Source organism: Corallococcus exercitus, from assembly GCF_003611585.1.
In the GTDB taxonomy this organism is placed as follows: Bacteria; Myxococcota; Myxococcia; order Myxococcales; family Myxococcaceae; genus Corallococcus; species Corallococcus exercitus.
Genome location: NZ_RAVW01000065.1, coordinates 1 through 22,869, shown reverse-complemented (window position 1 = coordinate 22,869; position 22,869 = coordinate 1). Strand labels below are relative to the sequence as shown.

The window sequence follows — 22,869 nt, the reverse complement described above, 5'->3', positions numbered from 1 at the left end:
GCAGCTCGGGCGGACAAGGGCAAGAGGGGGAGCCCCATCCGCCCGGGCAGGCGTGCGCGGGTGGACACGCGGGGCCTGGAGCGTATCCCGGGGGACACCTGACGGGTGGGAGTCCGTGCGCGACATGACGGGTGACCCGGCGTCGCGACAGGGGCCGGTGGTAGTGTCTCCTATCGTGGCGTCCCCGGAATTGCCCCTAGCCCAGGCCTTCATGACCGCCCGAGGAAAGACGGAGGCGGCAGGCGCCCTCTCCGTCCTCCAGGAGCGGCTGGCCCAGGCCCTGGACGTGGCCCGGCAGTCCTGGCCGGGCATCCCGCTGGAGGGCTCGCGCTTCGCGGCGCACCTGGCGCGGCTGGTGCCCGCGGACGGCCACGAGGAGGCCTGGGGCCGGCTGCACATGGCGGACGTGTACCTGGCCCGGGCGGCGGCGGACGGGCTGCCCTCGGCGCTGGCCACGTTCGAGCAGCGCCTGATGCCGGAGGTGGACGCGGCGGTGGCGCGGCTGAAGCTGCCCCCGTCCGGACTGGACGAGGTCCGCCAGGCGCTGCGGCAGCGGATGCTGGTGGGCAGCGCGGAGGCCCCGGCGCGGCTGGCGGCGTACCCCGGCACGGGGCCGCTCGCGGGCTGGGTGCGCGCGGCGGCGCTGTGGCTGGCGCTGGACTGGCAGCGCCAGCGCTCGGGGCAGGCGCAGTCGGAGGACGGCGACCTGTCCATGCTGGTGGCGCCCGGCGACGACCCGGAGCTGGCGTACCTGAAGCAGACGTACCGCGCGGAGTTCACCGCGTCCTTCCAGGCGGCGCTGGCGGCCCTCTCCGCCCGGCAGCGCAACTTCCTTCGGCTGAAGTACCTGGACGGGCTGGGCATCGACCAGCTGGGGGCGCTCTACGGCGTGCACCGCTCCACGGCGGCACGGTGGGTGGTGGGCGCTCAGGAGGAGCTGCTGGATGGCACGCGGCAGCGGCTGACGGAGCGGCTGCGGCTGACGCGCTCGCAGCTGGACAGCGTGCTGCGGCTCATCTCCAGCCAGCTGGACGTGAGCTTGAGCCGGCTGTTGCGCACCAAGGCCGAGTAGTAACGCGGCGCGCGAGCCCCCGCCCGCACGCGAGGTGCCCGAGAATCCGGGCAGGGCATTCGTGGACAGTGCGTTAAAGAGAGGGGAGATGCGAACACTCTTCATCGGAGATGTGCACGGCTGTTCCGCCGAGCTGGACGCGCTCCTGAAGGCGTGTGACTGGACGCCCGGCGACCGGGTGGTGCTGGTGGGCGACCTGGTGGCGAAGGGGCCGGACTCCGCGGGCGTGGTGCGGCGGGCGCGCGAGCACGGCTTCCATGCGGTGAAGGGCAACCACGACGCGCACGTGCTGCGCTGGCACGGCGGGCACGCGGCGAAGGGCAAGAAGCTCAAGCCGGAGCACCGCCAGGTGCTGGACACGCTGGCCGCCGCGGACTGGGCCTGGATGGAGAAGATGCCCGCCTATCTGCACTTCCCGGACCTCAACGCGCTGGCGGTGCACGCGGGGCTGGTGCCAGGGGTGCCGCTGGCCGAGCAGAAGGAGGAGTTCCTCTTCAACCTGCGCAGCATCGCGGCGGACGGGACGCCGTCGAAGCGGCTGGAGGCGGGCGCGCCCTGGGGCAGCCTGTGGAAGGGCCCGGAGCTGGTCATCTTCGGCCACGACGCCATGCGCGGCCTGCAGAAGCACCCCTTCGCGGTGGGCCTGGACTCCGGCTGCGTCTACGGCGGCAAGCTCACCGCGTACGTGCTGCCGGAAGGGCGGTTCTACTCCGTGCCGGCGGCCCGCGCGTACATGACGCTGTAGGCGCGGACCGCGCTTTTCAGCTCAGGGCTTCGCGCTCAGCGTCTTCACGGCCTCCAGCGCGCTCGCGTTCTTCGGATCCGCCTTGAGCAGCTTCTGGAACACGGCGAGCGCTTCGGCCTTCCTACCGGCCTGCATGTAGGCCATGCCCAGGCCGCCCTGCGCCTCCGGGTCGTCCGGGAAGAGGGCCGCGTTCTCCTGGAACACCCGCAGGCCGTCCTCCACCTTGCCGGACATCATCATCCCGTAGCCCGTCTGGTTGAGCACCTGCGGCGACAGGCCCTTGCCCTTCGTCTTCCGCGCCCAGGCGATGACCGCGTCCGCCCCCTTCGTGCGCGAGAGCAGGTCCGCCGTCATCTCCGGTGACTTGAGGTGGTCCGGCAGGGGCTGCCAGCCGTACTCCGTGACGATGCTCGCGATGAGCCGCTCGAAGAGCAGCGCGCCGTTGTCCGAGTTGGCCATCAGCACGACGCCGCTCCCCTTGTCTCCCATCGTCACCACGGTGGAGGTGAACCCGTCGTTCCACCCGCCGTGCTCGAAGCGGTCCGGCGCGTCGTCCACCATGTAGCCCAGCCCATACGGCCCGGACTGCTTCGTGAGCATCTGCCGCGTCATCGCCTGCGACAGCACGCGCTTCGACTTGCCGGCCTTCGCCTTCGCCACCTCCAGTTGGAGGAGCGCCAGGTCGGACGGCGTCGTCCACAGCCCCGCGGGCGCCAGCTCCGGGTAGACCTTCCAGCGGCCCTCCACGGCCTCGCCGCTGGCGCGCGTGCCCGCGGCCGTGCGCGCCGCGAGCGCCGGAGGCAGCGGCTGTTCGAACGTGCTGTGCTTCATCCCCACCGGGTCCAGCACCGCCTCCTTCATGAGCTGGGGGAAGGGCTTCTTCGTCAGGTCCATCAGCAGCTGCTGGACGACGACGTAGCCGCCGCCGCTGTAGCGGGCCTCCGTGCCGGGCACCATGTCCACCCGCACCGCCTCCGTGTTCGCGGGCTTCTCGCCGTTGAGCACCTGCTGGAGCGTGGGCAGCGGCTCGCCCACGCCGTAGCCGGGGAAGCCGTGCACGGTGAGCCCCGCGCTGTGGCTGAGCAGCCGGCGCAGCGTCACCTTCTGCTCGCGCGTGAAGTCGTTGTCGGGGACCTTCCAGCACTTCAGCGCGTCGTTGACGTTCGCGTCGAGCGACACCTGGCCCTGCTCCACGGCGCGCAGCGCGGCCAGCGCCGTCACCGTCTTGCTGACGGACGCGGCCTGGAAAAGCGTCTCCAGCGTGACAGGCTCCTTGCCCCCGGCCTGCGTCACTCCATACGTCTTGCTCCACACCAGCGCGTGTCTGTCATACACCGCCACGCTCAGGCCCGGGATGCGGTACAGGTCCATCCAGCGCTGCACGGAGAGGGCCTGCGGCTTCTCCCCTGGCAGCACCAGCGGCGCGAGGCTCGCCTCCACCCGCGCGATGCGGGTGGACTCGGCGGGCCGCGCCATCCACTGCGTGACGGGCGGCGGCGGGGCGGCCCTGGGTGCGTCGGCCGCCGTGAGCAGGGCGACCGCCGTACAGCCCAGGAACCACACCGGGACGAAGCGAGGGACGGCTTGGGGCATGACGGACTCCGGGGTTGACCCGCGGGAGGGGACCCGCGGAGACGGAAGGTCAACCTACGAAGTCATGACTGTCTTTGGGCCTTGGCCCGTCCCTGGGTTCGTCATGGTTGCGTCATGACGCGCTTGTCTTTGTCAGTACGGCAGCGCTTCGCCGCGCGCCTGGACGGACGCCACCAGGTCCTGACGCGCGGTGCCGTAGAGCCCCGCGTCCAGCACACCCGCGCCCGTGTCCAGCAGCCACAGCTCCAGCGCGCCCGAGCCTCCGGACACCGCCGGGGCCGCACCGGCCACGCTGGCGGCGCCCAGCCCCATGGGCACCACGGCCGCGACGGCGGTCAAACCCATCGCCTTGAGGAAGTTCCGGCGGTTCGAGTCTTCCGACATGACACGCTCCTTCGCTTGGAAAAGCCCCGCCCGCTTCGGGCTTCAGGGTTGAGCAGCCTGCACCTGTGACGCCACCACCGTGAACAGCTCCGGATCCAGGTGCGCCCTGGACCCCAACAACAGCCGCTCCTCCACCGCCCGCGGCACGTCCTCGCGCAGCTGCGTGCGGCCGCCCGACACGAGCTCCACGACGTCGCGGTACACCCGGGCTCGCGCGCCGTCCGCCCACGTCACCGTGAAGCCCCGGTAGCCCAGCCCCACGTCGGGCAGGGGTCGCGAGCCTTCCGGCAGCGCGTTCACCGCCTCGCGCAGGGCGCGCGACTCGTCGTCGGACAGCGCCCAGGTGGGCGGCTCCCGGCCGCTGAAGACATCCACGCTCGCCCGAGCCGCTGACGTCATGGCCTTCTCCTCCGCGCCCGGCCCATCCGCCGGAGCACCGCCCGTCGCGCAGGCCCACGCTCCCAGAAGCCCCAGGCCCGCCGCCAGCCAGACACCTCGCGGTGACCGCTTCACGACACCGTCACGTTGTAGCCACGGTAGTAACCGCAGAATACCGTGTAGCCGCCGCGGTCCGCCGTCTCCGGATTGAGGATGAGCTGGTTGGCGTTGTCGTAGTTGCGCGCCGCCGTCCCGCCCGGCTTGTGGCACCAGTGGCTGTTCGCGCAGTAGCGATACCAGTGGTAGTCGTAGTTCGGCCAGATGACCAGACAGACGTTGTAGTTGGCGTCCGCCCGGCAAGACGTCTGCCATCCGTCCCGCACCGCCCCAGTGCCCACCGCCGAGCAGCTGATGCTGGTGTACATGGCCCCCGCCGCGCGCCCCGGCTGCGCGAAGGTGTTGGTGCGCAGGTTGCTCGCGAAGTTGTAGCAGTTGTTGTACGGCTGGTTCGCGGCCCCGTTCCAGTAGCTGAAGTCCGTGTCGCTGGTGAGCGCCGCCGGATTGCAAATGGTCATCACGCCCTGAACGTCCTGGGACTGGAGGATGACGGACTCCGCCTCCGCCAGCACCGGGCCCGGGTCACGCAGGTCCAGCCGCGCGCTCTCCGCCGAGTGCAGGAGGAAGCGCGAGCTCTCCGCCGCCTCCGGCTGGAACGCGCCGCCCAGGCGCACCATCGGCGGCAGGCCCAGCCGCTTCCAGTCGTCCGCCATGCCGGTGTCCTCGGCGCGCACGATGAAGCCCCGGTAGCCCAGGCCTCCCGTGTCGGCGTCCAGCGGCAGGAGCAGCGACGGATCCGCGCGGATGCGCTCCGTCAGCTGACGGGCCTCGCGCTCCGTCAACGCCCACCGCGGGTTGGGACGCCCCGAGAAGATATCCAGCTCGACAGTCACCATGTGACACCTCTGGAGACGCTCGCGAAGCCACTGGCGGGCGCCAGGGAAGGCGGGGGATGTCTGTCCTGGATACGGCCAAAGCCTCTCACCTGTCCATAGCGGAAATACGCTTTTCCTGCTTTTTACATGATGACGCGATATGACGAATTTGAGCAGGAATTGAAGGATCCGTCCCGGCGCTCCGGATGTGGGCTTCGGGTGCCTTTCGTACGCACCTGGGGCTCTGACATATTCCACGGAGATCGTCTTTTTCCGGGAGGAGTCCATCATGGTCCGCACCTCGAGCCTCGTCAGCGCCCTGCTCCTCGTGAGCGCCTGCCAGAAGCCCCCGGAGGCTTCGCCGGCCGTGCCTCCCGCGCCGGAGGTGGCGCCGGTGAAGGCGGCGCCGTTCTCGCTGTCGGTGCTCCAGGACGCGGCGCCGGCCGGCTGTACGTGGCTGCGCCTGGAGTCGGACGGAAGACGCAGGGCGCTGGTGACGGTGGATGCGGCGTGTGACGGGCTGCAGCTCGCGTGGAGCGCGGATGGGAAGCACGCGGCGGTGCGGGACCCGGCTGGCAGCGCGCGGGGGCCCGGGCGCGTGTGGATGGTGGACCTGACGTCCGGGCAGGGGGCGGCGCAGCTGCTTCCGGAGGAGGGGCTGACCGGCGCGGTGGGGTTTGATTCGGTGGGGCGGCTGGTGGCGCTGACCGCGCACACGGGCGAGTTGGTGCGGCGCGACGGGGCCTTCCTCTTCGACGGCCGGCGCATCCCCCTCCCGGAGGAGGACGAGGGCGCGGGGCTCGCGCATGCGTACCGGCTGGAGGCCGGGGCGTGGAAGCGCATCGAGACGGTGGCCACGCGCGGTGACGCGGACGCCGTGTTCGCGCTCGCCACGGCGGAGATGCTGGTGTCCTCCACGGTGGCCGGGGATCCGGATGCGCTGGTGGCGCAGGCGCTGGACGAGGGCGGCCAGGACGCGGTCCGGCTGGACGCGGTGGTGCCGCACCGGGGGCACGACGTGTTCGGCGGCTGGGCGCGCATGGAGTCGCGGGGCGGCCCGCTGTTCGCGTGGCAGACCGCGGGCGAGCAGACCGCGCTGATGATGCCGGTGCGCTGGGAGGTGGAGGACGGCCACCTGGCCGAACCCGAGGGCCTCGCCCTGCCCGCCCAGAGCCCCGTGCGCGCGATGGCGCGAGGGGACCTGCTGCTGCTCACGGGCGCGACGCAGGTGCGCGTCTACGACCTGGGCTCGCGGCGCCTCGTCGCGTCGCTCAACGGCTTCCGGGCCGCGCGCTTCTGGCCGGAGCCGGGCTCTCTGGTGCCGCACGGGGCCACGGCGGCGTCCGGGCAGCAGTAGGCGCCGGGGCTTCAGAAGAAGCGTCAGGGGAAGGTGATGACCACCTTCCCGAACTGCGCGCCGCTCTCCAGGAACGCGAACGCGTCAGGGGCCCGGGCGAAGGGGAACACGCGGTCCACGACGGGGTGCACGCCGTGCACGGCGAGGGCCCGGGCCAGGGCCTCCAGGTCGTCACGGCTGCCCGTGGACACGGCCTGCAGGCGCACCACGCGGCTCAGCGCGGGACGGAGGTCGAAGCGCACGGCGGGGCTCTCCAGGAAGCCCACCAGCGTCACCGTGCCGCCCATGCGCACCGCCTCCACCGAACGCGCCACGCCGTCGCCACCGGCCACGTCCACCACGTGGTCCGCGCCCTGGCCTCCGGTGAGTTCGCGCACGCGCGCGGCCCAGTCGGGATGGGTGCCGGTGTGGATGCCTTCTGAAGCCCCCAGCGCCAGGGCCCGGCCGAGCTTGGCCTCGCTGCGCGACGTGACGAGGACGCGCGCCCCGGCCATCCGGGCGAGCTGGACGACGAACAGGGACACGCCGCCGGTGCCCTGCGCGACCACGGTGTCCCCGGGCCCCACGTGGGCCTGGGTGAACAGGGCATGCCACGCGGTCACGCCCGCGATGGGGAGCGTCGCGGCCTCCGCGTCCGAGAGGTGCGCGGGCGCGGCGATGGCGGCGTCCTCATGCACACAGGCGTATTCGCGCAGGAGTCCGTCCAGCGGGCCGCCCAGCCGGCGCCGGGCGGTGTCCTCGCGAGGAGGGCCGCGCACCCAGTCCGGGACGTAGGAGGGAATCACGCGGTCGCCCACGCGGAAGCGCTGGACGTCCGCGCCCGTGGCGACCACTTCGCCCACGCCGTCGGAGACGGGCACCAGCGGGCGCGCGAAGGCACCGTAGGTCCCGCGCAGGATGGCCACGTCGCGGTAGTTGAGCGACACGGCGCGCAGCCGCAGGAGCACCTCGCGGGGACCGGGCTCGGGGCGCGGCCGCTCCGTGAGTTGGAGGGCGCTCAGGTCGTTGCCAGGGTTCAGGACGTAGGTCTTCATGGCGCTCAAGATGCACCCGGGCAGGGGCTGCGGGAACGAACGTCGGTGCAGCCCGGGCGTGCACGGATGCACGGTGTGAGGCCGGGGGCCTGGAGCAGCGAGGTGGCATGGGTCGCCGATGCATGGACTGGCGCTCAGCGTTCATGGCGTGCCCCAGGGGCTGCGCGAACGAACGCAGGCACCTGACCGCCGTGCGAGGATGCACGGCATGCTGGCCTGGGACGACCTGCGCTTCTTCCTCGCCGTGGACCGCCATGGCACCCACGCGGCGGCTGGTCGCGCGCTTCGCGTGGCGCCTACCACCATCGGGCGGCGGCTGGCCGCGCTGGAGGACGCGGTCGGCGTCCGGCTCCTGCGGCGCACGCCGGAGGGACTGGTGCCCACCGAGGCGGGACTGCGCCTCCGGACGCATGCGGAACGCGTGGAGGCGGAGGTGCTCGCTTCAGAGCGGGAGCTCACCGGCGCGGACCAGCGCGTGGCGGGGACGGTGCGCATCACGTCCGGTGATGGATTGGCTGCGTACGTGCTCGCTCCCCGGCTGGTGGAGCTGCGTGAGCGGCACCCGGACCTGGTGGTGGAGCTGCGCGCGGAGCTGCGGGTGCTGGACCTGTCCCGCCGCGAGGCGGACGTGGCGCTCCGCATGTCCCGCCCCCGGGAGCCGGCGCTGCTCGCACGGCGGCTGTGCGACTTCCCCTTCCGCGTCTACGGGAGCGCGGCGTACCTCTCCCGCCGGGGGCGCCCCGCGACCGTGAAGGAGCTGGCGCGGCATGACTGGGTGCGGCCGGATGCCACGCTGGAAGGCACGCCGCAGGAGACCTGGCTGGAGCGGCACGTGCCCCAGGCCCGCACCGTGCTGCGCGCCAGCAACACCGTCACGCTGATGGCCGCGTGCGCGGCGGGACACGGGCTCGCGGTCCTGCCGGAGCTGTTCGCGCCCCATGAGCCCCGGCTGGAACCCCTGCTGCCCCGGGCCACGGGCCTGCCCTCGCGCGAGCTGTGGGCCGTCACCCATCCCGACCTGCGCCACAACGCACGCGTGGGCGCGGTGCTCGCATGGCTGGGGACGCTGTTTCCCCGGCCGCGCGGCTGACGCTCAGCCCTGCGTCCCCAGGCCGCTCTTGAAGGCCGCGAACATGAGGGCGCCGTAGAAGCCACCGCAGAGGCAGCAGGAGAGCACGGGCACCAGGAACGCGCCCGCCAGCGCCGTGCCCCAGCTGGTGCGGTGCAGCGTGCGGTAGGTGAAGGCGCGCAGGCCCACTGCCCAGAAGGGCGCGGCGTACACGGCGACGAAGGGAATCACGCCGACGATGTACGGCGCCTGTGAGAGCGCGTGCGCGCGCATCGTCACGGAGAAGCCGCGCTCCACGCCGCCCATGCGCAGGATGAGGTGGTCCAGGCCCGCGTTGGCCAGCGTCATGCCGGTGCTGAAGAAGGGCATCAGCACCGTCCAGACCGCCATGCCCACCGTCATCCACAGCTTCACGCTCTCCGGATCCGTGCCACCCGCGTCCGCCTGGGGGGTCAGTCCCATGACGATGCCGATGATGGCCGTGTAGAGGAGGCCCGTGGTCAGGAAGCCCGCGATCGCGGACACGAGCACGAACGTCATGGAGCTGCTCACGGGCGCGTCGGGGTTGACGCCCCGGAGCGTCGCCGTGGGCTGCATCAACATGCCGTAGCACGTGCGCCAGAACGCCTTGAGCGTGCCCAGCTGCTCGCGCTGGTCCCATGGCAGCTGCCCCAGGGGTTCACGTTCGTGGCAGGTGGCGCAGATGGCCCCTTCCGGGCCCTGGCGCAGGCAGCGGGCACAGGCGAACGCGCCACAACGCGGGCACGTGGCCACGCTCCGCCACTCGGGGTGCACGGCGCAGACGGGCTCGGCGCCGCCGGGAGCCGGGGCCACCAGCAACGAGGCCCCACACCGCTCGCACGTCTCCGCGCCGGGGGTGAAGGGGGCCTGACAGGAAGGACAGGAAGGCGTCATCGCCGCGCATCCTCGCACGGCTCGGGACCTGTCACGCACGCGGTCTTGGGGACCGGACGCGCGAGCTACGGCTCCGGTGCCGTTTCCGGATCCACCGGCACCGAGGGGGACGTGCTCCCGGCCTTGTCCTGTGCCGGTGCCACGACGCCGGTCGCTTTCGGGGCTCGGGCCTCCTGCGCGGCCCGGGCCTGACGGGCCCGCTTCGCCTGCGACAGCGCGGTCTTCGCCGCGCCCGCGTCACCCAGCGCCCGCTCTCGCTTCGCCAGCGCGTCCCACAGCTCCGGCGCGTCCGGGTGCAGCGTCACCGCCGCTCGCAAGAGGCCCCGCGCCACCTTCGGCGAACGCGTGTCCAGCAGCCGCCGCAGGAAGCCCGCGGGCGACAGCACCAGCGACCCTTCCGGCGTCTCGAACGCCTCGCGCACGTGCGGAATCGCTTCCGGCTCGCGGTCCGCCTCCATCAACCCCACCGCGTGCGCCAGGTGCGCGTCCATCGACTCCGGATGCAGCTCCGTCGCGCGCTCCAGCCAGCGCATCCGGTCCGTGGGCTTCCGCTTCGCGCGGTCCGCCAGCGTCAGCAGCTCATCCGTGTAGTCCGGCCGCACCTCGGGGGCCCGCACCGCCGCCTCCTTCAGCGCGGGCCACAGCCGCTCCGGGTCCTTCACCGCCTCCAGCCGGGAGCGCCGCAGCGCCGGCACCTCCGCGCGCTTCCACCCCGCGACGAAGCGGGCCACGTCGCTCCGCACGGTCGGGCTGAAGCGCTCCGCCTCCGGACACTTCAGCGTCTCGCACGCGGCCAGGTAGTCCGCGAAGAAGCCCGCCGCGCCCTGCGTCCGGTACGTGCGCAGCCGCTCCGCGCCCAGCGCCTTCTCCACCGTGGCCGCCATGTGCGCGCCCACGCGGATGAACAGCGACTCGCCGCGCGGTTCGTGCGCGCCGCGGATCCGCTCCATCGCGCCCCGGCCGTCCCGGGCGATGGCCGCCCGGTCGAAGAGCGCCGACACCTTCGTGAACGCCCCCGCCAGGTCCGTCTCCGGCGGCAGCGTGCCCGGCCCGCGCGTGGCCCAGTCGTGGTACGCGAGCCCGTAGCTCGCCAGCCGGCCCATGCCTTCGTACACCACCGCGTCCACGGGGTCCGTGAAGTGGCCGCTCCGGCCCGGCGCGCCCTCGTCCAGCACCGTCTCCATCAACCGCAGGGACAGCCGGCGCAGCCGCTTCGCCTCGTCCTCCACGTTGGTGGCGAGCGCGATGGCCGTGTCCTCCGCCGGCAGCAGCACCAGCAGCGTCGTCGTCTCCGGCTGCCCGCCCGCGTGCGCCACGATGTAGTGGCCCCGCAGCGGATAGGTCGCGAAGCCCATGCCGTAGTCGGTGATGTGCCCGTCGCGCGTGACCATCGTCGCCTGCATGCGGCCCATCGTCTCGCGCGTCACCAGCGTGTGGTCCATCACCGCGCGAGCGAAGCCCAGCAGGTCCTCCACCGTCGCGCGCGTGCCGCCGCCACCGAAGCGGCTGGTGACGTCCAGGAAGCGCGACGGCTTCAGCGCGGCGCCCACCACGCGGTAGCCCACCGCCTGCTGCGCGTCGCGCGTGCTGATTTCATCCAGGTCCGCGTGGCTCATGTTCGCGGGGCCGAAGACGTGGTCGCGCAGGTACTCGCGGTAGGACTGGCCGGAGGCCGTCTCCACCGCCGCGCCCAGCAGGTTGAAGCCCCACGTCGTGTACAGGTAGCGCGTGCCCGGCTCCGACACGAGCGGCCGGTCCGCGAACATCGCGATGGCCTCCTTCGTCGTCACCGGCTTCGTGTTGTTTCCGGCGCTCGGGCTGTCGTAGGTGGGCACGCCGCCCAGGTGGCCCAGCAACTGCCGCACCGTCACCGGCCACTGCTTCACCGGGTACTCGGGAACCAGCGTGTGGATGTCCGCGTCCAGGTCCAGCTTGCCCGCCTGCGCCAGCTGCATCACGGCCACCGCCGTGAAGGACTTGGTGATGGACGCCATGCGGTACGTGGTGCGCACCGTGGCCGGCAGCTTCTTCGCCAGGTCGCGGTAGCCGTAGCCGCTCATCCACCGCTGGCCGCCCCGCATCACGCCCACGGACAGGCCCGCGGTGGGGCCCTGCTTCAGGTCCGCGCGCACCAGCGCGTCCAGCGCGCGCTGCACCTCCGGTGGGAACTCGGAGGCCTTCGCGCCCGGCTCCGGCGCGACCTTCGCGCTGGACTCCGGCGGCGTCGCGGGCTTCGCGCCGGGCCCGGACGGCGCTGCCTCCGGCTTCGGCGCCGCTTCCGGCTTCACCGCGGCGGTGGATCCGCTCGACGCGGGCGCCTGCGCGAACGCGGGCCCTGCCTCCAACAACAAACACAGCGCGACGAAGAGCCGCTTCATGGCACCGCCTCCGCGGTCTGGCCGCTTCCACTGCCCGCCGATGCATCCTCGCGCGAGGACGTGAGCGCCGGTGCCGGCACCGCGCCCTCGTTCGCCCATCCCGCCAGCAGCGCGTCCGAGACCAGCTGTCCCAGCAGGTCCAGTCCCTGACCGCGCGGATGCACCAGGTCCTCGTGCATGAACCCCGCCTGATGGAAGCGCGCGAGCGAACCCGCGCCGCCCATCGCCGTGTAGAGGTTGAAGAAGCCGCAGCCCTCGGCGAGCGCCACCTCGCGCTCGGCCTGGATGGCGGCCTCCAGGAACGGCCGCTGCCTCAGGGGCTTGCCCTCCGCGTGGCCGTCCTGCACCGCGTCCATGGGGCCCACCACCATGCACGCGCTGCCGGGCGCGGCGGCGCGGGCGCGGCGCAGGAGCGCGGCCAGGTCCTGGCGCACGGTGGGCAGGTCCGTGCGCTTCCACTCCAGGCGCTTGGACTCATTGCCGCCCAGGAAGAAGAGCAGCAGCTTCGGGTCGCGCTGCTGAAGCTGCGCCTTCAGCGCGTCCTCCTCCAGCCGGGCGTACAGCGTGGCATCCGCGGACGGCACGCCGAGCATGTCCAGCACGATGCCGGGCGCGTCCTTCTGCAGCACCACGCCCTGGACGATGGCGCCCTTGCCTTCCGCGGTGACGTCCAGCCACTTCGCGCCCGCGGGCAGGTCGAAGGACGTGGTGCGGCTGGCACCGTCCCCCCGCGGCTCCGTGCGCGCGAGCACCGCTCCGTCCGCGGACACGACGAGGCGGCCCGCGCCCTTCACGTCCTTCCACCACAGCGTCCCGCGCGGCTCGCCCTCCAGCTTGAAGCGGCCCCGGGCACGGCCCTCCGTGGCCACGTGGTACACGCCGGTGATGCCGAACGGGTGCGGCGGCGCGTGCAGCTCGCCCAGCGTGCGCGGCTCCCAGCCGTTGCTCACGGCGGCCGTGCGCGACCGTCCACCGTAGGGCGCCATGCGGTCCACCAGCAGCGCGCCCCGGCCCGCGTTGCCGAAGCCCGCCGCCAGCTCGTCGCGGACCACGTCCACGATGCGGTCCCCCGCGATGAGCGAGTTGCCGAACGCGGCGACGACGGTGGGCGTCTTCGCCGTGCCCTCCAGGAGCCCGTCCAGCGCGCTGAAGAACGGCGTCAGCGCGGACCGCGCGCAGCCGGTGTCGCGAGGCTCCAGGCACGGATCCTCCACCGCGCCCCCCGGTGCCCGAAGCCGCGTGGCCAGCGCATGCAGGTGTCCGGCGCGCTCGGTGGTGGGCGGCAGGGCGCGGAACGCGGAGCGCCCCGTGCTGCGGGCCGTCGCGGGTACGCTCGCCGAAGCGGGCCCCCCCGAGGGAGCATCAACCGCCGTCGGCTCGCGTGCGGCCTCCGGGGGCGCGGGCCGCGCGGACGCCCCCGCCTCATCCGGCGAGCGCTGCGCGGAAGTCATTCCGTCCTGGGCAGCGGGCCGTGCGGACGTTGCCTCCGCGGAGGCGGGTCGCGCGGCACTCGCCTCCGGCGGCGGTGCGGAGTCCGTCCCGCGGGTCGTCGTCAGGGGGAACCGGTGTGGGGGTGTGCGGGACCCGCACCCGGGGAGCAGCGCCCCCGCCAGGACAGCGAGCAACCCCGCCCGCCGGAGCCCCCGCGAGACATCGGGAACCTTCATGTGGCCGGCGAGCGTAGACGAAAGTCCGGGGGGGCGCATGTTCTGGACCCCACGCTCGGCCGCCTTGCGGGCCGCCCTGACGTGGCCTCCCGGACATCGCATCCGTCCTTCATCACACGCCTCGCCCGCGCGCCCGACGGGAAGGCCGGTTTTTCCCGCAGCCCAGCGCAAATGCAAGGTCAGCCCGCGAACATGGTCCCTTCACATGGCGCGGTATGGCCCCAAATTATCCGCCGCGAATATGGGCAAGAACCGGCTCACAACGTGGACGAAGCTGCACCGTAGATTTGGCGACCAGGTGCGCCGCATGCGCAACAGCCGTGCGCTCACACAGGAGGCGCTCGCCGAGCGCAGCGACCTGTCCGTGGACGCCATCCGCCGCATCGAGCGGGGCGCCTTCTCTCCATCCCTCGACACGCTGGGCAAGCTGTCCGTGGGCCTGGACGTGTCGCTGAAGACCCTCTTCCACTCCTTCGACATGGAGCGCTCCGACGGAGTGGCGGAGATCTGCGACTACCTCGCGTGCCGCTCCGGCTCCGAAGTGAAGCTCGCGTGGCGCGTGCTTCAGGCCATGTTCGACGAGCGCTGAAGCGCGCTCCGGTGCCGGTCGCACCCGGCAGATGTTCCCTGTCACCCCGGCTGCGTTTGCCCTATGCGTCGGGGCACATGAGCCGCGCGCCTCCCACCCTCCTCCTCGTCGAGGACGACAGCGACCTGCGCGACGCGCTCGTGGAAATCCTCCACGCCGAAGGGCACACCGTCGTCGCCACGAGCACCGGTGACGAGGCCCTCTCCTGGCTGGAAGCCCACCCGGTCCCCGCGCTGGTGCTGGTGGACATGTGGACACCGCGCAAGGACAGCTGGCGGCTCCTGGACGCCCTGCACCGCCAGCCGCGCTTCGCGGACCTTCCCGTCATGGCCATCAGCTCCGGCGAGGAGCGCCACCCCACCATCCGCGACGTGCTCTCCAAGCCCTTCGACCGGGATGCGCTGCTCGCCAGGGTGCGCCGGTTCGTGCACTCGCTGCACTGAGAGCGTCAGCCGCCGGTCGTCTGCTGCCCCAGCCGCCCCACCACGCGCGGGTCCAACCGGAACGAGTCGAAGAAGCGGTCCGCGTCCTTCGGCGCACGCCCCTCCGGGTGCAGCAGGAGCTGCTGGTACAGGCGCGGGCCCACCATGAAGAAGCGGCCCCGCAGGCGGCGCGGACCGGACACTCCCCCCACCTCCTGGCCAGGGAAGCCGCCCTCCATCTCCAGCGGCTTCGCGGTGATGGCCGTCGCGCCCAGGGCCTCCAGCGCGCCCTGGCTGGCGCGGTCCACCACGTCGCGCGGGCTCACCTGCGCCACGGCCGCGAGCGGGAAGTCCGTATAGGAGACGTAGTAGGCGGTGTCCTCCTGCGTGCGCGCGGCGATGAAGGTGTGCAGCGTCACCTCGCCCACGTCCGTGGGCTGCACGCGCCGCTCCTCGGTGACGGGGCCGGGGAATGTCACGCTGAAGCCACCCTCCTGCGACTGGACGACGGAGGACGGCGCCTCCCGCACGGGCTCGGCGGCGGACACGGGGGGCTCGGTCTGGGTGCGCCCCGCGCACCCTCCCAGCACCAGCAGGGCGGCGGCCAGCGGCACGGCCCGGTGGGAACGCTTCATCATCCAGACGGCTCCTGACATGGGGCCGCAAGGTACGCCCTGCCCCGCCCGGGCGCATCCCTCCGCGTCACCCGGGCGCGCTTCAGGCAACGGTTGCCCCCACCCTCAGTGCACCGCCCCGGCGGGCTCCTCCTCGTCGTTGGGCGCGGGCGGCTCCGGCGGGCCGGCGGAGGTCACCCGGGCCAGGTGGACGCGGAACACGGAGCCCTGGCCGGGCTGGCTCTCCACGTCGATGCGGCCGCCGTGCGCCTCGACGATCCGCCGCGACACCGACAGCCCCAGCCCCACGCCCGGGGCGCGCTGCTTCGCGTTGCCCGCGCGCTGGAACGGGATGAAGAGGCCCCGGAGGTCCTCCGCCGACATGCCGATGCCCTGGTCCGCCACGGCCACCACCACGTGCTCGGCGTCCCCGCCCACGGACACCTCCACGCGGCTGCCCGAGGGGGAGTACTTGAGCGCGTTGCTCACCAGGTTGTTCAGCACCTGCTCCAGCCGGGCGGGGTCCGCGCGCACCAGCACCGGGGTGTCCGGCGTCACCAGCTCCAGCGTGTGCCCGGAGTCGCCGGACTGGTACAGCTCCACCACGGAGCGCGCCAGCTCGCGCGTGTCGCGCACCTCCAGCTGGAGCTCCAGCTTGCCGGCCTCGATGCGGGTCGCGTCCAGCAGGTCCCCCACCATCTGGTCCAGGCGCGCCACCTGCCGGCGCACCAGCGCCAGCGTGCGCTGCATCCGCTCCGGCGTCACCTCTCCGCGGCCGGTCAGCGCCGTGGACAGCTTGAGCGCGGACAGGGGGTTTCTCAGGTCGTGCGCCACGCCGGCCAGGAACGCCAGCTGCTGCTCCTGCTGGTGGGTGAGGCTGTCCGCCATTTCGTTGAAGGTCTGGGCCATGTCGCGGATCTCCGACGGGCCCTGCTCGGGCGCGCGCAGGTGCCGCCCGCCCCGGCCGAAGCCGGCCATCGCGTGCCGCAGCGCCGTCACCGGGCGCAGCGCGAAGCGACGCAGCCAGAAGATGACCAGCCCCAGCGTCGTCATCAGCAGCAGGCCCAACACCAGCCCCAGCACGTTGGCCATCTCACTCCAGTACGCCGCGCTCTGCCGGGCCTCCTGGGCCTGCTCCACGTTGAGCTGGATGAGCCGCTCCAGCGAGCGCAGCGCCGCGTCCAGCGACGCCATCGCCGTCGCATCGTGCTGGGCCCCGGAGAACCCCGGACGGAGCGGTGCCTGCTGCGCGTGCAGGTAGGCGTACACCTGCGTCTGGACCTCCGCCAGCATCTCGCGCTCCTCCTGGGTGGAGGCGGTGCCGTGCATCTCCACCAGCTGGCGGCGCAGGTCGGCTTCAATCTGCGGCGGCGAGCGCCCGCGCGACGGGTCCGCGAGGATGGGAGCGCCCGGCAACGCCACGAGGCGCGAGTGGACGAGCAGGTCCACCTCCAGCTCCTCGGCCTGCCGGACGCCTTCCACGGATTCACTCAGCGTGGAAGCCATCCGCTCCAGGGCGGTTGTCAGCACCACGAGCAGGGTGGCGGCCACCACGGTGAGCAGCACCAGCCCGCCCACCACGGTGGAGAAGAAGGCGCGCAGGCTCATCGCGCCTCCCGTGCGAGCCTCCAGCCGACGTGCCTGGTCATATTCGGGCATCCTCCCTCCGGGCCCGCGCCAACCCCTCTGGTCGCCGCCCTCTTCCTGAGGAAAGCAACAAGCGTCCGATATCGTGGATTCGCACCCTGGATGCGGGCAGGCCCACGCCCGACGTCGCGCTCAAAAGGAGCCGGCCCCCCAAGGCCTGGCCATGCTAGTCAGCACGGACAACGCGGCTTGATGCGCCCTCCCCCGGATTTCGGGGCGCCCCCGCCCTGCTTGAAGAGGTCACCCGATGGATCTGCTCGCACCACCGGCCCGCACGCTGAACTTCGATGCCTTCTGGCGCTGGCTCCAGGAGCACACCAACTGCATCCTGCGCTGTGGCTCCCCCGACATGACGCTGTTCGACCATGACGACTTCCACTGGATGCTGATGGAGGAGGAGCGCCAGCACGTCCTCCAGCTCATCAAGGGCAAGTCGCTGGTGGGCGAGATGGTGATGGTGGGCCGCGAGGTCTCCGAGGTCACCATCTCCCCGGATCCGGACGCGGATCCGCAGGCGGGCCACTTCCTGGCGGAGCTGATGGGCGGCCCCAAGGAGGACCCGCAGGTGCTGTACCACTTCATCATGGCCCACGGCATCGAGCCGGTCGCCGGCCACCAGGGCTTCAAGCACTAGGCGTCCGCAAGGCCCCCCTGGCAAGCCGCTACTTGCCCGGCCTGCCCTTCGGGGGGTGACTCCGGGGGGCCATCTCGAGGAGCTCGTGTTCGTCGCGCGCGAGCATCGTCGTCAGCAGCGGGTGCTGGAACCTCCGCTCCGCCGTGATGGCATAGAACGTCTCGAAGAGCCCCGGAACCACGCAGTGCTCGTGCAGCACGCCCTCGCGGAGCTCGTCGCGAACCACGACTGACGGCACCAGCGCGAACGCATGGGTATCGCGCGCCAGGAGCCGCATCGTCGCCATGTCGTCCACCTCGGCCACGGTGCGAACGCGCACGCCGAGCTGCTCGCACAGCGCATCGAACTCCGAACGGATGGCGCTCTCCCGGCCGGGAACGATCATCGGCGCGTCGGTGAGGCTCTGGGGAAAGCGGAAGCCCTTCTGGCGCTTCGACCCGACGATGCTGACGGGCTGCCGGGCGATGCGCCGGCAGCCGAGGCGGCCGCCCGGTTCCCGCGAGGGCGGCCGGTTCGCGAGGACGAGATCGACCGCGTGGTCCTCAAGCCGGAGCAGCAGCTCCGCCAGCCCCCCGGACTCGAGGCACAGCCGCACGTGGGGCTGCTCCAGGAGCGGCTTGACGAACGACTCCTGGAAGTTTCGCGACAGCGTGGCGACCGCGCCAATGCGCAGCACCTGCCCGGCCTGTCGGCCGTGCTGGAGCGTCGAGACCAACTGACTGCCCGCCGTGAAGATCTCCTCGGCGTAGGCGAGCGCGATCTCCCCCGCCTCCGTGAGCACGAGCCGGCGCCCGTCCCTGCGGAACAGCGCGTTGCCCAGCTGATCTTCAAGCTGCTGGATTTGAGACGACAGCGCTGACTGCGCCACGCACAGGCGCGCCGCCGTCCTCGTCAGGTTGCCGTCCTTCGCGACCGCCCAGAAGTAGCGAAGGTGGTGGAAGTTGATCTGCTCGACGTTCACGTTCCATCTCCAAAAGAGAACGGTACGAGCCTTTTTATGTGTTTTTCAAGAACCAAGGTGCCTGGGTACACCGCACCGCATGAACACGTCCGAGGAGTGGTCCTTCGTCGTCCCCGTCATCGCCCTGGCGATTCCCCTGACCCTCGCGCTCGCCGCGGTCCTCTCGCCCCGGCGCGCCGGACTCGCGAGCGGCGCGGCGCTGGGGCTGGCGCTTCTAGTGACTGGCGGTGCCGCGCTGGCGTGGGGCGCGGCAACGGAGCTGGGTCCGCGCCTCGGGGTGCGCGTCGACGCCGTCACCTGCGTGATGCTGCTCCTGGTCGCCACCCTCGGGGCCATCATCGTCCGCTACTCGCGGACCTATCTGCAGGGCGCCCCCGGGCTCGTGAGGTACCTGCGCTGGTTGTTGCTGACGCTGAGCGCCGTCACGGCGCTGGTCATCGCGAACAACCTGCTCGTCGTGGTGCTGGGTTGGACCGCGACGAGCCTCGCGCTGCACCAGTTGCTGACGTTCTATCGCGAGCGCCCCGCGGCGCTCGTCGCGGCGCACAAGAAGTTCCTCGTCAGCCGGCTCGCCGACCTCTGCCTCCTGGGCTGCCTCGCGCTCGTCCATCAAGACGTGGGCAGCCTTGAACTCGACCGCATCGCCGCCTGGGCGGGCGCGCATCCAACGCTGCCCCCTTCGATGCAGGCCGCCGCGGTGCTCCTCGTCATCGCAGTGGCGTTGCGGTCCGCGCAGCTCCCATTCCACGGCTGGTTGCTCCAGGTGATGGAGGCTCCGACCCCGGTCTCCGCGCTCCTGCACGCGGGCGTCGTGAACATCGGCGGCTTCGTCCTGCTGCGGCTCGCACCGTGGATGGCCCACGCGGCGCTCGCGCAGCTGCTCCTCGTGGCCATCGGGCTCGGCTCGGCCCTCATCGCCGCCCTCGTCATGACGACCCGGGTCAGCGTGAAGGTCTCGCTTGCCTGGTCCACGTGCGCGCAGATGGGGTTCATGCTCGTGCAGTGTGGCCTGGGCTTGTGGCACCTGGCGCTGCTGCACCTCGTCGCGCACTCGCTCTACAAGGCCCACGCCTTCCTGAGCGCGGGGACGGCCGTCGACGAATGGCGGCTGCGCGCCATGACGAAGCGACCGCCCCCGCCATCGTGGGGCCGCCTCGGCATCGGGGTCCTCGTGGCGGCCGGGAGCGCGGCGCTCTGGGTCCTTGTCTCGCGGCACGCCGTCGCCTTGCGCCCAGCGGATGAGCGCTCCGTTCTCCTGCTCGCGCTCGTCGTCAGCCTCTCCCTGGTCCCGCTGCTCACCCGAAAGACGGCCAGCATCTTCGCGGCCGCCGACGTGGCACTGCGCGTGGGCGGAGTCGTCCTGCTCTATGTCGGTTGGCACGCGGCCGCGGCGCGGCTGATGCCCTCGCAGGACGCGACGTCTAGCGGTCCCGGCTGGGTCCTGGTGGGCCTGGGCTTCGCTGGCCTCTTCGCCATGAAGGCGACCCTCCAGCTGCGCCCGGAGGGGCGGCTCGCGCGCGCCGTCTACCCCTGGCTGTTCGCCGGCCTCTACCTCGACGAACGCTTCACCCGCCTTACCTTCCGCGTCTGGCCGCCCCGGCTCCAGCGACGGCCGGAGCCCCTTCCCGCAACCCGCATCCAGGAAACCCTCGAGGCCCGCACATGAGCACGTCCAACGCCGCCGCCCTGGCTCGAAGCCAGGAGCCCTCCGTCACGAGCGCCCCGTCCGACCCGCTCCTCGACGAAGTCCTCGAGCGCGCCTGCGCGCGGATCGCCCCGACCTGGCCGCTCGACCGCTTCATCGCCGTCAATCCCTTCTGGGGGTTGATCGATTCGCGGCTCCCGGAGGTCGCGGCACGGCTGCAGTCCCTGTCCGGCGCGCAGCTGCTCATGCCGCGCTCGTGGTACCGGCAGGCCTATCGTGAGGGCCGCCTCCGCGACGAACATCTCCAGGCCGCGCTCGACACGAGCGATTCGACCGCGACGCTCACCCACCTCCGCGCGCTGCTCGAGCAGGACGAGCCGGCGCCCACGACGCGCGCTCGCGTCGTGGACGTGGTGGACGCGGGGCGAGACCTGGTCCACGAGGCGTCGTGGCGCGGCTTCGTCACCCACAGCGTCAGCCAGTTCTGCGCGAGCTACTTCGACGATGGGCAGGCGCAGCTGGGTCCTCCGCGGGACCGTGGGCTGTACGCGAGCTGGCGGCAGCACGCGATGACCGACCGGAGCCCGGCGCTGCTCATGCGCGCGACGTCCTACCGGACGCAGGCCAGCGCGCTCCCCGCGACGGCCCGCGAGCTCGCCCAGACCGCGCTCGCGGCGCTCGAGGTCCCGCCGCGCGAGCAGGAGAACTACCTCTGGAGCTTGCTGCTGGAGCAGAACGGCTGGGCGTCCTGGTGCGCGTACCGGCGCTGGACCGCACGGCTCCAGGGAAGCGACGATGACACCCTCCGCGACCTCGCCGCGATCCGCCTCGCCTGGGAGTGGATGCTCTACCGCGGCGGCGGAGACGCGGTCGCCCGCGGCTGGAAGACCGCCATGGCCAGCTGGACGCAGGTTGACGCCGCAGCGGCCGCTTCCCGCTCAAGCGACTGGCTGCTCCAGGCGGCGATGGAGATCGCGTGGCGAGAGCCCGTCCTGCGCGCGTTGCCGGCCGGTCTTCGAACCCCGCGCCGCACGGCCCCGTCGGTGCAGGCCGTCTTCTGCATCGACGTGCGCTCGGAGGTCTTTCGACGCGCCCTCGAGGCCATCGCGCCTTCGGCCCACACGCTCGGCTTCGCTGGCTTCTTCGGCGTTCCGATGGACTACCAGCCGCTCGGGGCGGCCGCTGCACGTCCGCAACTGCCTGGACTCCTCGCGCCTCGCCTGCGCGCATCGGACACGGGGCTGGGGCAGGACGCGGAAGCGCGACGTGCCCGGCACTTCGACCTCGCCGCCGCGTGGAGCGCTTTCAAGACGGACGCGCTGTCGACCTTCACGTTCGTCGAAGCGCTCGGGCTCACCTACGCGGGCAAGCTCGTCAGGGACAGCCTCGGCCTGGGAGGGGCGCGGAGCCTCGACAGCGTCGGGCTTTCCCGCGAAATGGACGCCAGGCGCAAGCCACGCGTGAGCGGCGCGGTGGATGGCGGGCCCCTGGAGCTCGAGGCGCGCTGCGAGCTCGCCGCGGGCATGCTCCGCGGCATGAGCCTGACCCGCGACTTCGCGCGGTTCGTCCTGCTCGTGGGACACGGCAGCGCCACCCGCAACAACCCCCACGCGGCGGGGCTCGACTGCGGAGCGTGCTGCGGACAGACCGGCGAGGTCAATGCGCGTGCCGCCGCGGCACTGCTCAACGAGCCAGAGGTGCGGAAGGGGCTCGCGAAGCGGGGAATCCACGCCTCCGAGAGAACGTGGTTCGTGGCGGCGCTCCACAACACGACCACCGACGAGGTGGAGCTGTTCGATGTCGACGAGGCCCCGCCGTCCCATCGCGTCGACCTCGACGCGCTCCGGGCGTGGCTCGCGGAGGCGGGGGCCCGCGCGCGGACCGAGCGCGCCCGCCTGCTGGGGCTCGAGGGCGCCGGGCCTGCGAAGCTCCACCAGGCCCTTCGCGCGAGAACCACCGACTGGGCCCAGGTTCGCGCCGAGTGGGGGCTCGCGAACAACGCGGCGTTCATCGTCGCGCCGCGCGAGCACTGCCGTCATCTGGACCTTCAGGGGCGCTCGTTTCTCCACGAGTACCGGCACCAGGAGGATGAAGGCTTCGCCGTCCTGGAGCTGATCATGACGGCCCCGATGGTCGTCACGCATTGGATCAACTTCCAGTACTACGCGTCCACTGTCGACAACGCGCGCTACGGCAGCGGGGACAAGGTGCTGCACAACGTCGTCGGCGGCCACCTCGGCGTCTTCGAGGGGAACGGCGGCGACCTTCGGATCGGACTGCCAATGCAGTCCGTACACGATGGTGAGCGGTGGGTGCACACGCCGCTCAGGCTGAGCGTGTTCATCGAGGCGCCGCGCGCCGCGATTGCCGCGGTGCTGGACAAGCACGCGCACGTCCAGGCGCTCGTCACCCATGGCTGGCTCTCGCTCTTCCAACTGGATGAAGAGGAGTGCGCCATCTACGCCCTGCGCGGCGGGCGCTGGGACCGCCAGACGCCCTCGAGCGCCCCAGCGCCAACGCAGAGCGCCTGACGGGCGCACGCGCGCAATGCCAACGAGAGGCCCGGCCTCCTGGGCCTCGCCCTGCTAGCGCGCCACGCGCTCGATGGCCTCCACCGCCGTGTGGACGCCGTTGACCCAGTCGCCGGGCCGCGCGCGGGGCCCTTCCTGAAGCAGGAGCTGGAGCACGGACGCCACCTTTGCCTCCAGCTCCGCCGCGTCCCCCACCTGCTCCGCCTCCCTCAGCCGCAGGGCCTGCCGGTCGTAGAGCCGGGGCCTCGCCCAGGCCACCAGCGGCGTCCCGGTGGCCCGGGCCTCCTGCACGGTGTTGTAGC

Annotated in this window: 20 protein-coding genes and 1 pseudogene; 9 read left to right on the top strand and 12 right to left on the bottom strand. The window is 72.2% G+C overall.

The genetic code is table 11. From position 1 onward, the window contains the following. Positions 1–211: 211 nt before the first annotated feature. Together D7W79_RS11290 and D7W79_RS11285 are read left to right on the top strand one after the other, a co-directional pair. Positions 212–1,072 carry a sigma-70 family RNA polymerase sigma factor gene (locus tag D7W79_RS11290; RefSeq protein ID WP_120525369.1) on the top strand — a complete coding sequence of 287 codons (861 nt, stop codon included), beginning with the start codon at positions 212–214 and terminating at the stop codon, positions 1,070–1,072. Positions 1,073–1,160: 88 nt separating this feature from the next. Then, positions 1,161–1,817: a metallophosphoesterase gene (locus tag D7W79_RS11285; protein ID WP_120525368.1), complete on the top strand. Its 657-nt coding sequence runs from the start codon at positions 1,161–1,163 to the stop codon at positions 1,815–1,817. Positions 1,818–1,838: 21 nt separating this feature from the next. Here D7W79_RS11285 and D7W79_RS11280 read toward each other — a convergent pair whose 3' ends face one another. The 4 genes from D7W79_RS11280 to D7W79_RS11265 form a co-directional block, all read right to left on the bottom strand. Continuing rightward, the gene (locus D7W79_RS11280) at positions 1,839–3,410 is read right to left on the bottom strand and encodes a serine hydrolase (protein ID WP_120525367.1); all 1,572 of its coding nucleotides are present in this window, start codon (positions 3,408–3,410) and stop codon (positions 1,839–1,841) included. Positions 3,411–3,542: 132 nt separating this feature from the next. Beyond that, positions 3,543–3,794 (bottom strand): twin-arginine translocation signal domain-containing protein, encoded by a 252-nt coding sequence (locus D7W79_RS11275; RefSeq protein ID WP_120525366.1) that lies wholly within the window; start codon positions 3,792–3,794, stop codon positions 3,543–3,545. Between the two features lie 42 nt (positions 3,795–3,836). Further along, positions 3,837–4,307: a hypothetical protein gene (locus tag D7W79_RS11270; protein WP_208729693.1), complete on the bottom strand. Its 471-nt coding sequence runs from the start codon at positions 4,305–4,307 to the stop codon at positions 3,837–3,839. Then, complete coding sequence (locus D7W79_RS11265) at positions 4,304–5,125, bottom strand: hypothetical protein (RefSeq protein ID WP_147441883.1); 822 nt, start codon at positions 5,123–5,125, stop codon at positions 4,304–4,306. Before D7W79_RS11265 ends, D7W79_RS11270 begins: the two co-directional genes overlap by 4 nt. A 268-nt stretch (positions 5,126–5,393) precedes the next feature. On the opposite strand from D7W79_RS11265, the gene D7W79_RS11260 reads away from it, so the two are divergent. After that, positions 5,394–6,461, top strand: coding sequence for a hypothetical protein (locus tag D7W79_RS11260; RefSeq protein WP_120525363.1), 1,068 nt, complete (start codon positions 5,394–5,396; stop codon positions 6,459–6,461). 23 nt (positions 6,462–6,484) lie between these two features. On the opposite strand, the gene D7W79_RS11255 is transcribed toward D7W79_RS11260, so the two are convergent. Beyond that, positions 6,485–7,495: a zinc-dependent alcohol dehydrogenase family protein gene (locus tag D7W79_RS11255; protein WP_120525362.1), complete on the bottom strand. Its 1,011-nt coding sequence runs from the start codon at positions 7,493–7,495 to the stop codon at positions 6,485–6,487. Between the two features lie 208 nt (positions 7,496–7,703). On the opposite strand from D7W79_RS11255, the gene D7W79_RS11250 reads away from it, so the two are divergent. After that, positions 7,704–8,585 carry a LysR family transcriptional regulator gene (locus tag D7W79_RS11250; protein WP_158616939.1) on the top strand — a complete coding sequence of 294 codons (882 nt, stop codon included), beginning with the start codon at positions 7,704–7,706 and terminating at the stop codon, positions 8,583–8,585. Positions 8,586–8,588: 3 nt separating this feature from the next. Here D7W79_RS11250 and D7W79_RS11245 read toward each other — a convergent pair whose 3' ends face one another. The 3 genes from D7W79_RS11245 to D7W79_RS11235 all read right to left on the bottom strand — a co-directional run bounded on the left by D7W79_RS11245 (position 8,589) and on the right by D7W79_RS11235 (position 13,308). Next, the gene (locus D7W79_RS11245; RefSeq protein WP_120525360.1) at positions 8,589–9,479 is read right to left on the bottom strand and encodes a zinc ribbon domain-containing protein; all 891 of its coding nucleotides are present in this window, start codon (positions 9,477–9,479) and stop codon (positions 8,589–8,591) included. Positions 9,480–9,544: 65 nt separating this feature from the next. Then, positions 9,545–11,857, bottom strand: coding sequence for a serine hydrolase domain-containing protein (locus tag D7W79_RS11240; RefSeq protein ID WP_120525359.1), 2,313 nt, complete (start codon positions 11,855–11,857; stop codon positions 9,545–9,547). Further along, entirely contained in the window at positions 11,854–13,308 is a 1,455-nt protein-coding gene (locus tag D7W79_RS11235) for a GDSL-type esterase/lipase family protein (protein ID WP_244221709.1), read from the bottom strand. The genes D7W79_RS11240 and D7W79_RS11235 overlap by 4 nt, the downstream gene beginning before the upstream one ends. Positions 13,309–13,765: 457 nt before the next feature. Between D7W79_RS11235 and D7W79_RS11230 the strand changes: the two genes are divergently transcribed. Both D7W79_RS11230 and D7W79_RS11225 read left to right on the top strand, forming a co-directional pair. Further along, complete coding sequence (locus D7W79_RS11230) at positions 13,766–14,113, top strand: helix-turn-helix domain-containing protein (protein WP_120525357.1); 348 nt, start codon at positions 13,766–13,768, stop codon at positions 14,111–14,113. 77 nt (positions 14,114–14,190) lie between these two features. Then, positions 14,191–14,556: a response regulator gene (locus D7W79_RS11225; RefSeq protein WP_120525356.1), complete on the top strand. Its 366-nt coding sequence runs from the start codon at positions 14,191–14,193 to the stop codon at positions 14,554–14,556. 5 nt (positions 14,557–14,561) lie between these two features. Here D7W79_RS11225 and D7W79_RS11220 read toward each other — a convergent pair whose 3' ends face one another. Further along, positions 14,562–15,173: a hypothetical protein gene (locus D7W79_RS11220; RefSeq protein ID WP_244221708.1), complete on the bottom strand. Its 612-nt coding sequence runs from the start codon at positions 15,171–15,173 to the stop codon at positions 14,562–14,564. 102 nt (positions 15,174–15,275) lie between these two features. Then, positions 15,276–16,808, bottom strand: coding sequence for a sensor histidine kinase (locus D7W79_RS11215; protein ID WP_336242793.1), 1,533 nt, complete (start codon positions 16,806–16,808; stop codon positions 15,276–15,278). Positions 16,809–17,043: 235 nt separating this feature from the next. Between D7W79_RS11215 and D7W79_RS11210 the strand changes: the two genes are divergently transcribed. Then, positions 17,044–17,430: a serine/threonine protein kinase gene (locus D7W79_RS11210; RefSeq protein WP_120525354.1), complete on the top strand. Its 387-nt coding sequence runs from the start codon at positions 17,044–17,046 to the stop codon at positions 17,428–17,430. 28 nt (positions 17,431–17,458) lie between these two features. On the opposite strand, the gene D7W79_RS11205 is transcribed toward D7W79_RS11210, so the two are convergent. Beyond that, positions 17,459–18,391, bottom strand: a complete 933-nt coding sequence (locus D7W79_RS11205) for a LysR family transcriptional regulator (RefSeq protein WP_120525353.1) — start codon at positions 18,389–18,391, stop codon at positions 17,459–17,461. A gap of 79 nt (positions 18,392–18,470) precedes the next feature. Between D7W79_RS11205 and D7W79_RS11200 the strand changes: the two genes are divergently transcribed. Beyond that, positions 18,471–20,057, top strand: a complete 1,587-nt coding sequence (locus tag D7W79_RS11200; RefSeq protein WP_120525352.1) for an NADH-quinone oxidoreductase subunit L — start codon at positions 18,471–18,473, stop codon at positions 20,055–20,057. Beyond that, entirely contained in the window at positions 20,054–22,567 is a 2,514-nt protein-coding gene (locus D7W79_RS11195; protein ID WP_120525351.1) for a YbcC family protein, read from the top strand. The genes D7W79_RS11200 and D7W79_RS11195 overlap by 4 nt, the downstream gene beginning before the upstream one ends. Positions 22,568–22,621: 54 nt before the next feature. Here D7W79_RS11195 and D7W79_RS11190 read toward each other — a convergent pair. Beyond that, a pseudogene (locus tag D7W79_RS11190) lies at positions 22,622–22,869 on the bottom strand (hypothetical protein); the annotation flags it as partial.

Excerpts from the sequence above, each read along its gene's own strand:
- D7W79_RS11215 (WP_336242793.1), bottom strand. The coding sequence starts at position 16,808 with ATGCCCGAATATGACCAGGCACGTCGGCTGGAGGCTCGCACGGGAGGC.
- D7W79_RS11210 (WP_120525354.1), top strand. The coding sequence starts at position 17,044 with ATGGATCTGCTCGCACCACCGGCCCGCACGCTGAACTTCGATGCCTTC.
- D7W79_RS11285 (WP_120525368.1), top strand. The coding sequence starts at position 1,161 with ATGCGAACACTCTTCATCGGAGATGTGCACGGCTGTTCCGCCGAGCTG.
- D7W79_RS11255 (WP_120525362.1), bottom strand. The coding sequence starts at position 7,495 with ATGAAGACCTACGTCCTGAACCCTGGCAACGACCTGAGCGCCCTCCAA.
- D7W79_RS11275 (WP_120525366.1), bottom strand. The coding sequence starts at position 3,794 with ATGTCGGAAGACTCGAACCGCCGGAACTTCCTCAAGGCGATGGGTTTG.
- D7W79_RS11240 (WP_120525359.1), bottom strand. The coding sequence starts at position 11,857 with ATGAAGCGGCTCTTCGTCGCGCTGTGTTTGTTGTTGGAGGCAGGGCCC.
- D7W79_RS11265 (WP_147441883.1), bottom strand. The coding sequence starts at position 5,125 with ATGGTGACTGTCGAGCTGGATATCTTCTCGGGGCGTCCCAACCCGCGG.
- D7W79_RS11280 (WP_120525367.1), bottom strand. The coding sequence starts at position 3,410 with ATGCCCCAAGCCGTCCCTCGCTTCGTCCCGGTGTGGTTCCTGGGCTGT.
- D7W79_RS11290 (WP_120525369.1), top strand. The coding sequence starts at position 212 with ATGACCGCCCGAGGAAAGACGGAGGCGGCAGGCGCCCTCTCCGTCCTC.
- D7W79_RS11260 (WP_120525363.1), top strand. The coding sequence starts at position 5,394 with ATGGTCCGCACCTCGAGCCTCGTCAGCGCCCTGCTCCTCGTGAGCGCC.
- D7W79_RS11230 (WP_120525357.1), top strand. The coding sequence starts at position 13,766 with ATGGGCAAGAACCGGCTCACAACGTGGACGAAGCTGCACCGTAGATTT.
- D7W79_RS11195 (WP_120525351.1), top strand. The coding sequence starts at position 20,054 with ATGAGCACGTCCAACGCCGCCGCCCTGGCTCGAAGCCAGGAGCCCTCC.
- D7W79_RS11220 (WP_244221708.1), bottom strand. The coding sequence starts at position 15,173 with ATGATGAAGCGTTCCCACCGGGCCGTGCCGCTGGCCGCCGCCCTGCTG.
- D7W79_RS11250 (WP_158616939.1), top strand. The coding sequence starts at position 7,704 with ATGCTGGCCTGGGACGACCTGCGCTTCTTCCTCGCCGTGGACCGCCAT.
- D7W79_RS11245 (WP_120525360.1), bottom strand. The coding sequence starts at position 9,479 with ATGACGCCTTCCTGTCCTTCCTGTCAGGCCCCCTTCACCCCCGGCGCG.
- D7W79_RS11235 (WP_244221709.1), bottom strand. The coding sequence starts at position 13,308 with ATGACTTCCGCGCAGCGCTCGCCGGATGAGGCGGGGGCGTCCGCGCGG.
- D7W79_RS11200 (WP_120525352.1), top strand. The coding sequence starts at position 18,471 with ATGAACACGTCCGAGGAGTGGTCCTTCGTCGTCCCCGTCATCGCCCTG.
- D7W79_RS11225 (WP_120525356.1), top strand. The coding sequence starts at position 14,191 with ATGAGCCGCGCGCCTCCCACCCTCCTCCTCGTCGAGGACGACAGCGAC.